The sequence below is a fragment of the Methylococcus geothermalis genome, assembly GCF_012769535.1.
In the GTDB taxonomy this organism is placed as follows: Bacteria; Pseudomonadota; Gammaproteobacteria; order Methylococcales; family Methylococcaceae; genus Methylococcus; species Methylococcus geothermalis.
Map to the genome: position 1 here is coordinate 1,462,994 of NZ_CP046565.1, position 15,318 is coordinate 1,478,311.

Below are 15,318 nucleotides of genomic sequence, written 5' to 3' on the forward strand. Positions count from 1 at the left end.
TCAGACCAAGCGCCGGGGGCGGAGCGTGAGGTCCGTTTATACGAGCCTGTTTTACGCGTCCCTCCCCTTGGTGCTGGCGCGCCTGTTCTGGCGCAGCCGGGCGAATCCGGGCTATCGGGAGCGGGTAGCCGAGCGGTTTGCGTTCTATCCCGGCCCCCGGAGGCCGGTGGACGTATGGATTCATGCGGTTTCCGTGGGCGAAGCGGAAGCCGCATTTTCATTGATTGCCACCATCCGGCGGCACCTGCCGGCTTCCATCCTCGTCACCACGACCACGCCGACCGGTTCCGCGCGACTGCGCAAAGTGCTCGGCGATGCGGTCGAGCATGTTTATCTCCCCTACGACCTGCCGGATGGCGTCGGCCGTTTTCTGGACCATTTTTCGCCCCGTCTGGCCGTCATCATGGAAACGGAAATCTGGCCCAACCTGTTCGCGGCTTGCCGCGGGCGAGGCGTTCCGCTCGTGATCGCCAACGCCCGCTTGTCGGAGCGGTCGGCCCGGCGATATGGTCATATCCGCGGCACCCTGAAGAATCTTCTGGCCGGCGTCGACATCGCGGCCCAGACGGAGGACGACGCCCGCCGTTTCCTTGCAGTCGGCGCGGATTCTTCGGCCGTCACCGTGACCGGCAATCTGAAATTCGATACGGAACTGGATGCCTCGACTCGCGAGGCTGGAGAAGCCCTCAAGAAGCGCGTGTTCCAGGAGCGGCTGGTGTGGCTGGCGGCGAGCACGCATCCGGGTGAAGAAAGGGCGGTGCTGGAGGCCTTCGCGAGCGTCAGATGCCGGCATCCGCATTTGAAGCTGGTGATCGCGCCGCGCCATCCCGAGCGTTTCGAAGAGGTCGCGCGGCTGGTGGCTACGAGCGGGTACCGGATCGCCCGGCAAACCCAAGCCGGCGAGGTCATGCCTGGGAATTTCGATGTTTTCCTGCTCGATACGCTAGGAGACCTCATGCGTTTCTACGTTGCGAGCGACATCGCTTTCGTCGGCGGGAGCCTGGTTGACATCGGTGGTCACAACGTCGTGGAGCCCGCATTGGCGGAAACGGCCATTGTGTTCGGTCAACATACCCGGAATTTCAAACAGATATGCGATGATCTGGCGGGCGGCGAGGCCGCTCTTCGAGTCCACGACGCCGAGGCTTTGGCCGCCGCGGTCGATCGGCTGGCGGCGGACGCCGGCTTACGCGCCGAGCTGAGGCGGCGGGCTCTGGCCTTCGTCGAACGCAATCGGGGTGCATCGGAGCGGCATTGGCGGCTTCTTGCGCCTCATCTTCGGGAGCTTTCCACATCTCATTGATTTTTGCGAGGGCGCGCAATGACGAACGTCACGATCAAACCAGTCATTCTTTCCGGCGGTGTGGGTTCCAGGTTGTGGCCCCATTCCCGTGAGGCCTATCCAAAACAGTTCCTACCCTTGTTGGGCGAGCGGACTTTGTTCCAGGAAACCGCCGATCGCATCGGCGGCATCGCCGAAGCGCGCTTCGACATCCGCTCGCCCTTGGTGGTATGCAACGAACAGCATCGCTTCCTGGTGGCCGAACAGCTCAGGCAGATGGGCTACGAGGAGGCCGACATTCTGCTCGAACCGTGCGGCCGCAATACGGCCCCGGCATTGACGATCGCGGGGCTTCATGTTCGCGAGCGCCATGGGGAAGAATGCATTCTGGCAGTGATGCCGGCGGACCACCATATCGCCGACGTCGAAGGATTTCGCGCGGGCCTGGCGCGCGCGCTAGGCGTTGCCGGACGCGGGCTGATCGGGACATTCGGCATCGTACCCGACAGGGCGGAGACGGGTTACGGCTACATCCGCAAGGGCAGGGCGCTGGATGACGACGGCATCTTTGAGCTGGAGGCCTTCGTGGAAAAGCCGGATGCCGAAACGGCCTCGCGTTACCTGGACTCGGGCGATTATCTCTGGAACAGCGGACTGTTCGTCCTGCGGGCAGGTGTCTGGCTGGAACGGATAGGGCTGCATCGGCCCGACATTCTGGAGCACTGTTCAGCGGCCTACGAGAAGTCCTGCCGGGACGGCAACTTCCTCCGTGTGGACCGGAGCGATTTCCTCCGCTGCCCGGCGGATTCCATCGACTATGCCGTGATGGAAAAGCTGAATGGCTCGGGACAGGCGGTCGTCATCCCGATCGACGTGGGCTGGTGCGACCTGGGCTCATGGGCCTCGCTGTCCGAGGTCAAGCCGCGGGACGATAACGGCAATGTGGTGGAGGGCGACGTTTATGCGCGCGACACGCGGAATTCCCTGCTGTATGCCGACAGCCGGTTCCTCGCGGCCATCGGCGTGGACGACCTGCTGGTGGTGGACACCGCGGACGCGGTGCTGGTCGCCCATAAATCGAAGGCGCAGGACATCAAGCAGATCGCTGAACATCTGAAATCGGCCAACCGCCCGGAACACAAAATTCATCGTCGAGTGCACCGGCCCTGGGGGACCTACGAGTCGATCGACACGGGTCAGCGTTACCAGGTCAAGCGGATCACCGTGACGCCGGGATCGGCCCTGTCGCTGCAGATGCACCACCACCGGGCCGAACACTGGATCGTGGTGCGGGGTACGGCGCGTGTCGTCCGGGGCGAGGAATCATTCCTGCTGACCGAGAACCAGTCCACCTATATCCCGATCGGGGTTCACCATCGCCTGGAAAATCCAGGAACCATTCCATTGGAAATCATCGAGGTGCAATCAGGCAGCTATCTCGGCGAGGACGACATCGTCCGCTTCCAGGACCAATACCACCGTACCGAAGAACGCTAGGAATATTCCCAAATGGCATTACACGTCGGCATCGTCGGCCTGCCCAACGTCGGCAAGTCCACGCTTTTCAACGCGCTCACCAAGGCCGCCATTGCGGCCGAGAACTATCCGTTCTGCACCATCGATCCCAATGTGGGCGTGGTGCCCGTCCCCGATCCGCGGCTTGAAGTGCTGGCGGGGATCGTCAAGCCAGAGCGGGTGCTGCCCACCACCATCGAGTTCGTCGACATCGCGGGTCTGGTGGCCGGCGCATCCAAAGGTGAGGGTTTGGGCAACCAGTTTCTCGCCCACATCCGCGAGACCGACGCGATCGCGCATGTCGTCCGCTGCTTCGAGAACGACGATGTGGTGCACGTCGCCGGCAAGGTCGATCCGCTGTCCGACATCGAAGTGATCGGGATGGAACTCATCCTCGCCGACATGGCGACGGTGGAGAAGGGCCTGCAGCGGGCCCAGAAGGCCGCCAAGTCCGGGAACAAGGACGAGATCGAGCGCGTTCGCGTCCTGGATCTCGTGATCAAGGGGCTGAACGCCGGGACTCCGGTGCGCGCGATGCCTTTGCCCCCGGAGGACGTGGCCTTGCTGCGGGACCTGCACCTCCTCACCGCCAAGCCGACGATGTATATCGCCAACGTTCAGGAAGGCGGCTTTGAGAACAATCCGTTGCTGGATCAGGTCGAAGCCTTCGCCCGGGATGAGGGCGCGGTGGTCGTGCCGGTATGCGCCGCCTTCGAAGCCGAGCTGTCTCAGCTCGAAGAGGAGGACAAAGCGGATTTTCTGGCGGAGATCGGTTTCGATGAACCGGGACTCAACCGGGTGGTGCGGGCCGCCTACCGCTTGCTGAACCTGTTCACTTTTTTTACCGCGGGCGTCAAGGAAGTGCGGGCGTGGACGATTCCCGCGGGAGCCACCGCTCCCCAGGCGGCCGGAGTCATTCATACGGACTTCGAAAAAGGCTTCATCCGTGCCGAAGTGATCGCCTACGAAGACTTCGTCGCCTGCAACGGCGAGCAGGGGGCCAAGGATGCCGGCAAATGGCGCCTGGAAGGCAAGGACTATGTCATGCGCGACGGCGACGTCGTGCATTTCCGCTTCAATGTTTAGGCGCCCCCCGGAGGGGGCGATCCGAGCGGAGGGGCGCTGGCGCTTTGTGGCGGAAGACGCCAGGAGTCACAAAGGGTAGACGGAGGGGCTCGTCTACAATCGCAGGAACTGCGATTTTGAAGGGGCTCGATGACCTGCGATCCGGCCTAGGGCCGCCGCCCGGCATTGATCGAGGACGAATGGGTGTGACGAGCGGGGCAGGAGCGAGGCGAAAAATTTTTAAAGTTTGATCCAGATCAACTATTGTTTTTCATTATTTTGTGGGGGTAAACTTGCCATCAATGAAGCGGAGCACCGAGATGGGTCCCGTCCCATCCCGCTTCAGAGTGCAACCATCAACTATATGATGGGGAGGCGGGTAGCCGTTGGGCTCGAAGCGTAATCCCTGCAACATCGGCAACGATAGGAGGATATAAAGTGGAAAACCAAGAAAAAGATAACTTCTGGTTGTGGATCGGCGCACTGATCGTAGGGACCATCGTCCTGGTCGTCTTGTTTAAGGCGAGAGAAAATGAAGTGAGCGGTTGGCAGAGCGGTGCCGCTCAAGAGGCGGCCAAGGAAGTCGACGCTCAAATTTCGAAGCAAAAAAGCAAGTAGGACTTTCGCCATTCCTCGAATGGGATTGTTTTGACAATACGGATCGTTCATTCCCGGTATCGAGACCGGGTGAGCGAGGACAGGAAAGTCTATTAGGAGCAAATGCTCGCTGTTTTTTGGGTGCGTAGAAAGGATGAGTTCTTGACTTAAAGCACGGGAGCTCTATCTTTTCTGCGCATCAAATCCCACCTGATAGGAGCGTTCTTCCTTGGGAATGCCTCCGGTCTTTCTGCGGTTTCACCGCCCTTTGATTCAACGCCCCGGCTACGGCAACCGAGGCGTCCTATGCCTGTGGCGCTTCCTCGTCAAGCGCAAGAAAAGCAGTTTCGATTGAGCAGCCGCCACCGATCAATTCGGGAATCGAGGACCAGCACGGTGTCGCGGGAATCAGCCGCTGTCGGCGCTTGATCGCTCGAACCGCATAAGCCGTCGCTAAACGGGCACGGGAACGGTTCAGGAGAGAGCCGCTGTTCGGGAGGCAGCATTCCGGGGTCAGGCTGAAGCCGGCGACCAGGGAGGTTTCCAGATGGAGGCTTCGCAGCCAGGCAATCAGGCGAGACGGCGTGATCAGGCTGATCTCCGTTTTTTTAAGAAGCAGGGGGATGCAGCGTGGCAGGTTCTTTGGGTTCCAAGGGTTGAGTGCGATGACGTGAAGTTCTCCCTGAGGCTTGAGAATGCGCTCACACTCTTTCAGTATCCAATAGGGATCACCGGAAAACTCGAGTACGTGCACGATGTAGATGACGTCGATGCTCTGGGCGCCGAACGGGATTTCATTCGGGGCGGCAATGACCGGCGCGGGCGCACGGTGGGCCGTCTTCGGCCCGGTGGTGACGAGGCACGAGATGCCGGCCGGGCAGCCTTCAAGGGGCGGCATGTCGCCTGGGCACCCAACTTGTAATGTAATCTGATTGTAAGTAAGCTTTAGCCCACTCGACAAATAATGGAATTCCAATCGCTTGAGTGCCTGCCCCGGCGTCGTGGCTCGATACCATTCAGAGAATATCTCATGAGGGTGTTGAGCAAAGCCTTTGTTTGTACTCATAGAGTTGAGCGGCCTGTTGTAGCTAGCCTCAGCCAGCAGCCTAACTGAGGGAGTATTTCATGAAGCGATTTCCGCTCCGTCCGCGATTGCTCGTCACCGTGTCGCTGGTGGCACTGCTTCTTCCAGGCTGTGCCAGCAAGTCCAATAACCTGAAAGCATTGACTCCGGAGCCCCGGTTCGGGGCTGCTTCCGAGGAAGCAGCCAAGGGCGGCCGATCCAAGAAGGAGAAGCAGGCATCCCCAGGTTCCCGGTACGACACGTTGTGGGAACGAATGTTCTCGCTGTACGCCTTGCCCAACGTGGAACATCGCGCCATAGACCGCGAAGTGTCGTGGTTCATCAACCATCCCGATTACCTAAAGCGTGCGCAGAGGCGTGCCGAACCCTTCCTATATACCATCGTTCGGCAGCTTGAGAAACAGAAGATGCCAGGAGAGTTGGCACTGTTGCCCATTGTCGAAAGCGCGTTCCAGCCGCATGCGGTTTCTCCTGCCAGGGCTGCAGGGATCTGGCAGTTCATCCCGGAAACGGGGCGTCGCTACGGCTTGAAGCGGAGCCGTTCGTACGACGGGCGCCGCGATGTTTATGCCTCGACGCGGGCGGCAATCAAATACCTCAAAAAACTCAACAACGATTTCAACGGCGACTGGCTTCTGGCCGTGGCGGCCTACAATTGCGGCGAAGGGGCGGTCGCCAAGGCGATACAACGAAACGAAGCGCGGAATTTGCCGACCGACTTCTGGTCGCTGGATTTGCCGGAGGAGACGAAGGCCTACGTGCCCCGGTTGCTGGCCGTCTCGAAGGTGTTCGCGAACGCGGACAAGTATGCCATCGATCTGCATTACATTCCGAACGAAGCCATTTTCAAGCCGGTGAAGGTGAGTTCACAATTGGATCTTGCGCTGGCGGCGGATGCCGCCGACATGAGTCTGGAGCAGATGCTCGAATTGAATCCCGGCTTCAAGCATCAGCATACCGATATCGAAGGTTCCTATCGTCTTTTCGTGCCTGCGGACAAGTCGCGGAAATTCAAGAAGGAGCTGGCCCGCCTGGCGATGGGGGGACAATTCGATGCCCGTCCCGAGGCATCTGGCGAGACCGGAAAGTTCGAATTCGGCCGACGCGAATCATCTGGCCCCTCTGCGGATGACGCTGCCGACCAGGCTTCTGCCCGGTCGGAGCGGAAGCCCGCGACCACCGGTGATGGGTCGGGTGATGCTTATCCGTCGAGCCGTTCGGAGCGGGCTTCGGCGAAGAGGTTGAATCGGGAGGACCGCTGGCAGGAGGTAGAGGTCGGGGAGCGGAATGGTTCACATGTCGTCGTCCGTCTCCGCGATGGGACCCGTCTCCGGGACGCTCCGATGCGGGAACATGAACGCGCAGACCAGACCGCCAAGGGAAAGCGCGGTCGCAATGAAGGCCCCAGCTTGTCCAACAAAGGAAAACACGGGGGGAAGGCTGACGACTGGAAAGTGATGGCAGATTCGGCTCGCTCGCGCTCTGAGCCGTCTCACGATGGGCAAGGCGGAGGAAGCAAGGAAAAACATGGTTTGCTTAGATTGTCCGACCAAAGGCATGGCAGCGGGATCAATGCGTCGCAATCCATTCGCCATACCGTCAAGCCAGGGGAAACGCTGTTTGCCATTTCCCAGCGGTTTGGGGTCAGCGTCGCGGATCTCCGAAAATGGAATGGGGTGAAGGAAAACAAGATCGAAGCAGGCAGGAACATCAAGGTTTCAGCCGGAAAGGATTAAAATGCTGCCACCATGGCGATGGCGGAGGCACGATACTCGTTGATCTTGCCAGCGGTTCTTGCAATTCGGCCCAAGCGGCCTCAAGTCAGGCGAGAAGATTGTTCTGATCGTCTGTATTCTCCGATCCCCAGCGGGATCGTTCCCATGCTAGTCAGTTTTCGCCTCGGCCGGGCCTTCCTGCTTGATAGGGATGTTTTTCGGCTGCCGGCCGTGTAACCTCGTTCAGTCTGAATCCTCTCAAGTTATTGGAGTTATCAACCTAGATGCCTATGCAAATCGATTCGTTGCTCGAAATCGTCGTGGCCGCGTTGGATGAAGGCAAAGGGCGCGACGTCAAAATCATCGACCTGCGCGGAAAAACGGCCATCGCCGATTTCTTCGTGATCGCGAGCGGCACTTCCGACCGTCACGTCAGATCCCTGGCGGGGGGTGTCGAAGCCAGTGCCAAAGCGCATGCGCTTCATCCCTTCGGGCTAGAGGGGGAGGATTCCGGCGAATGGGTGGTGGTGGACCTCGGGGATGTCGTCGTGCATGTGATGAAGCCGCCGGTACGCGAGTTTTACCAACTCGAAAAGCTCTGGGCCGAAACCTTTCCTGCCGCCGCCTGAGCGGCTTGGCTTCGGGGACGCCGCGTACCGGCTACTGCGGCGGCGTCTTCTTCTGTTTTTTCTTCGATTGAGTGCTGGCTTGGCCTTGCCGATAGCCTTCGGCGTAGGTCTCCGCCTGGTTTTCTTTGTACTTCTGATACAGATAGCCGCCGGCCAGCCCCGCTGCGGCCCCGATACCCGCCCCCATGGCGGCATTGCCCGCCAGCGCTCCGATGACTGCCCCGCCTCCGGCACCGATCAGCGTGCCGGACGTCATGCGCTGCTGGCTCGGCGTCATCCCGGCACATCCGGCCATTCCGGCGGCAAGAATCAAAGCCGCGAAGCTGCGGGGGAAGTTGGCTACAACGGGGATGGCGCGAATGTTCGCAGGATGGCCGGTCATGGTGAACCTCTCCTTTGCTCTTTGCCAGGTCATGGAGACGTGTTGCAGTTTATCAACTCGAGGCATGGGCATCTATGTGCCACGCGTGTCACGCGCCGACATAATGCAGTCCGTGATCTACCCAGCGGCCGAGCAGGGGCGCGACCAGTTCGGGGTGGCATTCGAGTAGCCGTTCGGCGTTCCGGGGGACCGTTTCGAGCAGGTCGGCGTCGCGGGCAAGGTCCGCGATCCGGAATCGGGCCAGCCCCGTCTGGCGGACGCCCAGAAACTCGCCTGGCCCCCGCAATTGGAGGTCTTTCTCGGCGATGACGAAACCATCCGAGGATTCCTTCAGGATTTTCAGCCTTTCTTTGCCGGTGGCGGAGAGCGGGGATTGATACAGGAGGATGCAGTAGGCCTCGCCCGGGCCGCGACCGACCCGTCCCCGAAGCTGGTGCAGCTGGGCGAGGCCCAGGCGCTCGGGATTCTCGATGATCATCAGGCCGGCATTGGGCACGTCTACGCCCACTTCGATCACCGTCGTCGCGACCAGGATGTCGGACTCGCCTGCCTTGAATTCCTGCATGACGAGATCCTTCTCGGAGGCTGACATACGGCCATGAAGCAGCCGGACGCGAAGGCCGGGGAGGGCCTCGGCGAGGCTGGCGGCGGTATTTTCGGCTGCCTCGCACTGCAGCGCTTCCGATTCCTCGATCAGGGTGCAGACCCAATAGGCTTGCCTGCCGCCGGCGATCCAGTTGCCGATGCGGTCGATGATTTCCGCTCGCCGCGTCGAAGGAATCACGCTGGTGACGACGGGTGTTCGTCCCGGCGGGAGTTCGTCGATGATCGAACAGTCCAGATCGGCGTAGCCTAGAATCGCCAGCGTGCGTGGAATCGGCGTCGCGGTCATGACCAATTGATGAGGCAGGACGGCGTCCGGATGGGCCTTGTCCCGCAGCGCCAGGCGCTGGTGGACCCCGAAGCGGTGCTGTTCGTCGATGATGATCAGGCCCAGCCTGTGGAACTCGACGGTCTGCTGGAACAGCGCATGAGTCCCGATGACCAGTGCCGCGTCGCCGGCCGCGACCGCCGACAAGGTGTCCCGTCGAGCCTGGCTCTTGAGCTTGCCGGTCAGCAGGGCAGTCGTGATGCCCGCGGGTTTCAACCAGGCGCTGAAGGTGCGGAAATGCTGTTCGGCCAGCAGCTCGGTGGGTGCCATGAGGGCGGTCTGCCAGCCGCTGGTCGCCGCCGCCAGCGCGGCATGGGCGGCGATGACCGTTTTGCCCGAGCCGACGTCGCCTTGCAGCAGGCGCATCATGGGGCGCCCGGCGCACAGATCGGACTCGATTTCCCGGATCACCCGCCGCTGCGCCGCGGTGAGCGCAAAGGGCAGGCCGGCACTGAAGGATTCCTTGAGTACGGAATTCGTCCGCAGCAAAGGGGCGGACCGCCGACGGATTTCCTGCCGAAATCGGCCCAGGCTCAAATGGTGAGCGAGCAGTTCCTCGTAGGCCAGGCGTCGGCGGGCCCGTTCCAGGATGTCGTGCCGGCTATCGACGGGGCGGTGCAAGCTGTGGACCGCATGCCACCAGGACATGGCATCGAGCACGGGTGACAGTTTCAGCGGGAACTCGACTGGATCGTCCGGGAACTGCCCGGCGATGCGCAGGGCTTGAGCCACGAGCCGCCGCAGGCTCTGCTGGCGCAAGCCGTCCGTGGTTGGGTAAACCGGGGTCAGCCCCGGTTCCAGGGGAGGGGAGGCGGTGCCGTTCAGACCTTCATATTCGGGGTGGACCATTTCCAGTCCGTGCGCCCCGAGGCGGGCCTCGCCGAAACAGCGAATCCGCCGGGTGCCGCTCAGCGCGCGGAGCTGTTCGGGCCGGAAATGGAAGAAGCGCAGATTGAGGAAGCCGGTGCCGTCGCTGATACGACAGATCAGCGAACGGCGTGTCGTGCCGGCGACATCCGCAAGCTCCACCTCGCCTTCCACTAGGGCGGACTGGCCGGGTTGCAGCGAGCCCAAGGGCGTGAGCCGGGTCCGATCCTCGTAGCGGATGGGTAGGTGAAGCAGGAGGTCCTGCAGGCTGAAGATGCCGAGCTTGTTGAGGCGGGCTATCGTTTTTTCGCCCGCCCCCTGCAGGCTGCCCAGGGAGACCTGTCCCAGTGCCCGCGATTTCGTCATCGCTCTGGAGGCGTTAGTCCGGCAAGATCAGGACCGCATCCATTTCCACGCAAGCGCCGCGGGGGAGAGCAGCCACGCCGATCGCGGCGCGCGCCGGATAAGGCTCGCCGAAATAGTTCGCCATGATTTCGTTGACCAGCGGAAAGTGCCCGAGATCGGTCAAGAACACGTTGAGCTTCACGATGTCTCTTAGCGTGCCCCCGGCGGCTTCGGCAACCGCGCCCAGATTGTCGAAAACCCGTCGGATCTGGACTTCCATGTTGTCGTCGACCAGCGTCATGGTGGCCGGATCGAGGGGGATCTGGCCGGACAGGTAGACGGTGTTGCCTACCTTGATCGCTTGGGAATAGGTGCCGATGGCCTTGGGTGCGTGATCGGTGTGAATGACTTGGCGTGTCATGATTCTTTCTTTCTCAGTTCCGATTTGACTCTGGATATTTTCAGGACGATGCTCAATTTCCGCAATTCCCGCATCACTCGTGCGAGGTGGACGCGATCCTTGACCCCGATGGTGAGGATGTCGGTGGATATCTGATCGTCCTGGTTGGTGATCTGGACGTTTTCGATGTCGGCTTCCATGCGCGAGATAGCCGAAGCGATCTGGGCGAGGGTGCCGACGCGGTTCATCAGCTCCAGGCGAATCATCGCCGGGAACATCCCGCTCGCCGCTCGATCCCATTCCACGTCCAGGCTGTTGATCTGCTTGCGCCGCAGCTCGGCGGCGTTCTTGCAGTCGGTGACATGCACCACGATACCTTTGCCTGGATTGAAGAAACCTACGATCGGGTCTCCCGGGATCGGCCGGCAACATTTCGCCAAGTTGACCACGACGCCCTCGGTGCCCTTGATGACGAGGGGCGTTCTTGCGCGTTTTTCGTCGGACGGCGATGACACGCCTTTGTGGATTTCCTGATCGCTTTGCAGCATCTGCTGCACCACCAGAAAGGGCAGCCGGTTCCCGAGCCCCAAGTCTTCCAGCAGGGATTCGAATGAAGGCAGATCGAGGCTTCGGGTAAAGTTGTCGATACAGTGTTGCGGAATCGCATCCAGATTCAGGCCGTGATTGGCCAGATCCTTTTCAAGCAGGCGCCGGCCGAGATTGACTGCCTCCTGCTTCTTGAAATTCCTCAGGTGGCTGCGGATGGCGGCCCGCGCCTTGGCCGTCACCACATAGTTCAGCCACAGTGGATTGGGCCGGGCCCAGGGCGCGGTGATGATTTCGATGGTCTGGCCGTTTTCGAGCACGCTGTGCAGTGGTGCGAGTACGCGGTTGACCCGTGCCGAAACGCAGGAGTTGCCGATGTCGGTATGGACCGCATAGGCGAAATCGACGATGGTCGCCCCGCGCGGCAGCTTGATGATGCGGCCCTTCGGGGTGAAGACGTAACATTCGTGCTGGAACAGGTCGACCTTGAGGTTGTCCAGGAACTCCATGGAGTCGCCGGCGCTCTTCTGGATTTCCAGCAGGTCCTTGAGCCATTCGCGGGCCCGGGCCTGGCTGCCGGCGGCGGGGTCGGTTTCCGATTTGTACAGCCAGTGGGCGGCAATGCCCGACTCCGCCATGTGGTGCATCGCATGGGTGCGGATCTGGATTTCCAGCGGCAGGCCGAAGGGGCCGATCAGTACCGTATGCAGCGACTGGTAGCCGTTGGCCTTGGGCAAGGCGATGTAGTCCTTGAACCGACCGGGGATGGGTTTGTACAGATTGTGCACTACGCCCAACGCCCGGTAGCACTCGTCGGGCGAATCGACCACGATGCGGAAAGCGTAGACGTCGTAGACCTGGGCGAACGGGAGATGTTTGCCGCGCATCTTCTGGTACAGGCTGTAAAGATGCTTTTCCCGGCCGATGATCCGGGCGTCCGGCATGCCGCAGTCCTTGAGGCGTGTTTTCAGGGTCGACTCGATGGTGGCGAGGATTTCCTTGCGGTTGCCGCGCGCCTTTTTCACGCAGTGTTCGAGCACCCGGTACCGCATCGGGTACATGGCCGAGAATCCCAGGTTCTCGAGTTCCAGCCGGACTTCGTTCATCCCCAGCCGGTGGGCGATCGGGGCGTAAATGTCCAGGGTTTCCTTGGCGATGCGGTAGCGCCGCCCGGCATTCATCACGTCCAGCGTGCGCATGTTGTGCAGGCGGTCGGCCAGCTTCACCATGATGACGCGCAGATCCTTGACCATCGCCAAGACCATCTTGCGAACATTCTCCGCCTGGGCTTCGGCGCGCGACTTGCAGTCGAGCTGGGTGAGCTTGCTGACACCGTCGACAAGTTCCGCCACTTCGGCGCCGAAGCGGGTGCTAAGGTCTTCCTTGGTCAGCGGCGTATCTTCGATGACGTCGTGGAGCAGGGCGGCCATGATGCCCTTGGCGTCCATCCGCATCTCGGCCAGGATGATCGCGACCGAAAGGGGATGGCAGACGTAAGGCTCGCCGCTCAGCCGGAGCTGTCCATCATGCGCCTTGGCTGCGACTTCGTAAGCCTGGTGGATTTCGGAAACCTGAGCCGGATCGAGGTAGCTCGACGTCAACGTGCCAAGCCGGCGCGCCAGTTTCTCCTGGGGCAGTTCCGCCGGCTCTTGCGGCAGCGGAGTATCGGCGATGGCGTAGGGACTCATGACGGCTGTCGGGGCGGTCTCCGGAAAGCTTAGATTTCGTCGTCCAGATCGGCCAGGTCGTCCCTGGGCGGGGCCGGCATCGGCCGTTCGATCGGGAAGCGGTCCGTTCTCACCTTTTCCTTCAGATAGGCCGGGCCGATGTGTCCTTCCGCGATTTCGCGCAAGGCAACCACCGTCGGCTTGTCGTTGTTCCAGGCCACCTTGGCTTCCTCGGGATGGCGCGCCAGCACGCGGGCCCGCTTGCTGGACAGCAGCACGAGCTGAAAACGGTTTTCGACTTTATCCAGGCAATCTTCGACGGTGATGCGCGCCATTGATGATCCTCAATCGGTAGCGATGGAAAAAACGGATAGTATGTACCGTAGTTCGGAAGCCGTGTACAGTTCATTTGACTCCCGAAGCGGTGATTTGTTGCGGACGCGATACAGCAAAGGTAGGGCTGTGTCGGGATTCAAGCTGCGCGGTTCTCCAGCATGGCGACCGCCGGTAGTTGCTTGCCTTCGAGGAATTCCAGGAAAGCGCCGCCGCCCGTAGAAATATAAGAGATGCGGTCGCCGATGCCGTATTTGTCGATGGCCGCGAGGGTATCGCCGCCGCCGGCGATGGAAAACGCATCGCTTTCGGCGATGGCTAGCCCTAAGGTGCGTGTGCCTTCGCCGAACTGGTCGAACTCGAAGACACCCACCGGGCCGTTCCAGACCACCGTCCCGGCGCGGCCGACATAGTCGGCATAGCGTCTGGCGGTCTCGGGGCCGATGTCGAAGATCATCTCGTCGTCGGCGACGTCCGCAACGTTCTTGACCACAGCGGGTTCGGCCGCGTCGAACTGTTTCCCGACGACGACATCGACCGGCACCGGAATCTCGCCTCCCTTGACTTTCGCGGCCTCCATCAGGCGCCGGGCTTCGGCGACCAGATCTTCCTCATACAGCGATTTCCCGATGTTGAACCCAGCCGCCTTGATGAAGGTGTTGGCGATGCCGCCGCCGACGATGAGCTGATCGACCACTTGCGAAAGGGAGTCGAGCACCGTCAACTTCGTCGAGACCTTCGAGCCGCCGACGATGGCGACCAGCGGCCGTGCCGGGGCATGCAGGGCCTTGCCCAATGCATCCAGTTCCGCCGCCAGCAGGAGGCCGGCGCAGGCGACGGGCGCGAACTTGCCGACGCCGTGCGTCGAAGCTTCGGCACGATGCGCCGTGCCGAAGGCATCCATCACGTAGACGTCGCACAGCGCGGCGAGCTTGCGGGCCAAGGTCTCATCGTCCTTCTTCTCTCCCTTGTTGAAGCGGACGTTCTCGAATAGTACGACCGAACCGGCGGCAGGATCGACGCCATCGAGGTAGTTCTTCACCAACTGCACCGGCCTGCCCAGCAGTTCGGACAGCCGCTGGGCCACGGGCTGCAAGGAAAATTCCTCGGCATATTCCCCTTCGGTGGGGCGGCCGAGATGCGACATCAGCATCACCGTGGCGCCTGCGTCCAGCGCGTGGCGAATGGTCGGCAGCGCGGCGCGGATGCGGGCGTCGCTGGCGACCTTGCCGTCCTTGACGGGGACGTTGAAGTCTTCCCGGATCAGGACGCGTTTGCCCGCGAGATCGATGTCGGTCATGCGTTTGAAAGCCATCAGATGCTCCTTTGTGTTCTTGAATCTTGGCATCGCCGCTCAGGCGTCGCGCCACTTGATCGAACAGCCCATGCTGGGGAACTGTTCCGCCGGCCCCTTGCCGGTCCTGGCCACCTGCTTCATGGCCTCGTAAAGGTCGCGGCGGGTGTCCGGCGGCGCGGCCTCCTTGCGGCTGGCGTCGAGCCGACCGCGGTATTGCAGTTCGAGATCGGCGTTGTAGCCGAAGAAATCCGGCGTGCAGACGGCACCGTAGGCCTTGGCGACCGCCTGGGTTTCGTCCAGCAGGTAAGGAAAGGGGTAGGCCAGTTCCGCGGCGACCTTCTTCATATTCTCGAACGAATCTTCCGGATAGTCGGTCGGATCGTTGGACATGATCGCCACCGTGCCGATGCCGAGGGCCTGGAGGTCTCTGGCGTCGCGCACCAGGCGGTCCTGCACCGCCTTGACGTAGGGGCAATGGTTGCAGATGAACATGACCAGCAGGCCTTTGGGGCCGCGGCATTGCTCCAGCGTCCAGGTCTTCCCGTCGACGCCTGGCAGGGCGAAATCGATGGCTTTTTGGCCGAATTCACACACAGGGGTTTCTGTTCTTACCATGTCGGCAGGCTCTGAAATTTAGGGTTTTCCGCATGATACCAGACATCG

The 15,318-nt window shown here is 61.4% G+C and carries 14 protein-coding genes; 6 read left to right on the forward strand and 8 right to left on the reverse strand.

Features of this window, described 5'->3' with window-relative positions; translation table 11 throughout:
- The first annotated feature begins 25 nt into the window (after window positions 1-25).
- From waaA to GNH96_RS07025, 4 genes are all read left to right on the forward strand, one after another.
- Window positions 26-1,303 (forward strand): lipid IV(A) 3-deoxy-D-manno-octulosonic acid transferase, encoded by a 1,278-nt coding sequence (gene waaA / locus GNH96_RS07010; RefSeq protein ID WP_169603020.1) that lies wholly within the window; start codon window positions 26-28, stop codon window positions 1,301-1,303.
- A gap of 18 nt (window positions 1,304-1,321) precedes the next feature.
- Complete coding sequence (locus GNH96_RS07015) at window positions 1,322-2,779, forward strand: mannose-1-phosphate guanylyltransferase/mannose-6-phosphate isomerase (protein WP_169603021.1); 1,458 nt, start codon at window positions 1,322-1,324, stop codon at window positions 2,777-2,779.
- A 12-nt stretch (window positions 2,780-2,791) separates the two neighbouring features.
- Window positions 2,792-3,883, forward strand: a complete 1,092-nt coding sequence (gene ychF / locus GNH96_RS07020; RefSeq protein WP_169603022.1) for a redox-regulated ATPase YchF — start codon at window positions 2,792-2,794, stop codon at window positions 3,881-3,883.
- Window positions 3,884-4,300: 417 nt separating this feature from the next.
- Window positions 4,301-4,480, forward strand: a complete 180-nt coding sequence (locus tag GNH96_RS07025) for a hypothetical protein (protein WP_169603023.1) — start codon at window positions 4,301-4,303, stop codon at window positions 4,478-4,480.
- A 283-nt stretch (window positions 4,481-4,763) separates the two neighbouring features.
- On the opposite strand, the gene GNH96_RS07030 is transcribed toward GNH96_RS07025, so the two are convergent.
- A complete protein-coding gene (locus GNH96_RS07030; RefSeq protein ID WP_169603024.1) occupies window positions 4,764-5,525 on the reverse strand; it encodes a class I SAM-dependent methyltransferase in 762 nt (253 codons plus the stop codon).
- A 59-nt stretch (window positions 5,526-5,584) separates the two neighbouring features.
- Between GNH96_RS07030 and GNH96_RS07035 the strand changes: the two genes are divergently transcribed.
- Window positions 5,585-7,279, forward strand: a complete 1,695-nt coding sequence (locus GNH96_RS07035) for a lytic transglycosylase (RefSeq protein WP_169603025.1) — start codon at window positions 5,585-5,587, stop codon at window positions 7,277-7,279.
- A 284-nt stretch (window positions 7,280-7,563) separates the two neighbouring features.
- Window positions 7,564-7,887 (forward strand): ribosome silencing factor, encoded by a 324-nt coding sequence (gene rsfS / locus GNH96_RS07040; protein ID WP_228720059.1) that lies wholly within the window; start codon window positions 7,564-7,566, stop codon window positions 7,885-7,887.
- A gap of 31 nt (window positions 7,888-7,918) precedes the next feature.
- On the opposite strand, the gene GNH96_RS16010 is transcribed toward rsfS, so the two are convergent.
- From GNH96_RS16010 to GNH96_RS07075, 7 genes are all read right to left on the reverse strand, one after another.
- Complete coding sequence (locus tag GNH96_RS16010; protein ID WP_228720061.1) at window positions 7,919-8,269, reverse strand: YMGG-like glycine zipper-containing protein; 351 nt, start codon at window positions 8,267-8,269, stop codon at window positions 7,919-7,921.
- An 88-nt stretch (window positions 8,270-8,357) separates the two neighbouring features.
- Complete coding sequence (gene recG, locus GNH96_RS07050; protein WP_169603027.1) at window positions 8,358-10,433, reverse strand: ATP-dependent DNA helicase RecG; 2,076 nt, start codon at window positions 10,431-10,433, stop codon at window positions 8,358-8,360.
- Between the two features lie 13 nt (window positions 10,434-10,446).
- Entirely contained in the window at window positions 10,447-10,833 is a 387-nt protein-coding gene (locus GNH96_RS07055) for a RidA family protein (RefSeq protein WP_169603028.1), read from the reverse strand.
- Complete coding sequence (locus GNH96_RS07060) at window positions 10,830-13,046, reverse strand: RelA/SpoT family protein (protein ID WP_169603029.1); 2,217 nt, start codon at window positions 13,044-13,046, stop codon at window positions 10,830-10,832. The genes GNH96_RS07055 and GNH96_RS07060 overlap by 4 nt, the downstream gene beginning before the upstream one ends.
- A 29-nt stretch (window positions 13,047-13,075) precedes the next feature.
- A complete protein-coding gene (gene rpoZ, locus GNH96_RS07065; RefSeq protein WP_169603030.1) occupies window positions 13,076-13,360 on the reverse strand; it encodes a DNA-directed RNA polymerase subunit omega in 285 nt (94 codons plus the stop codon).
- 137 nt (window positions 13,361-13,497) lie between these two features.
- Window positions 13,498-14,673: a phosphoglycerate kinase gene (locus GNH96_RS07070; protein WP_169603031.1), complete on the reverse strand. Its 1,176-nt coding sequence runs from the start codon at window positions 14,671-14,673 to the stop codon at window positions 13,498-13,500.
- A gap of 39 nt (window positions 14,674-14,712) precedes the next feature.
- The gene (locus GNH96_RS07075) at window positions 14,713-15,270 is read right to left on the reverse strand and encodes a thioredoxin family protein (RefSeq protein ID WP_169603032.1); all 558 of its coding nucleotides are present in this window, start codon (window positions 15,268-15,270) and stop codon (window positions 14,713-14,715) included.
- Between the last annotated feature and the right edge of the window lie 48 nt (window positions 15,271-15,318).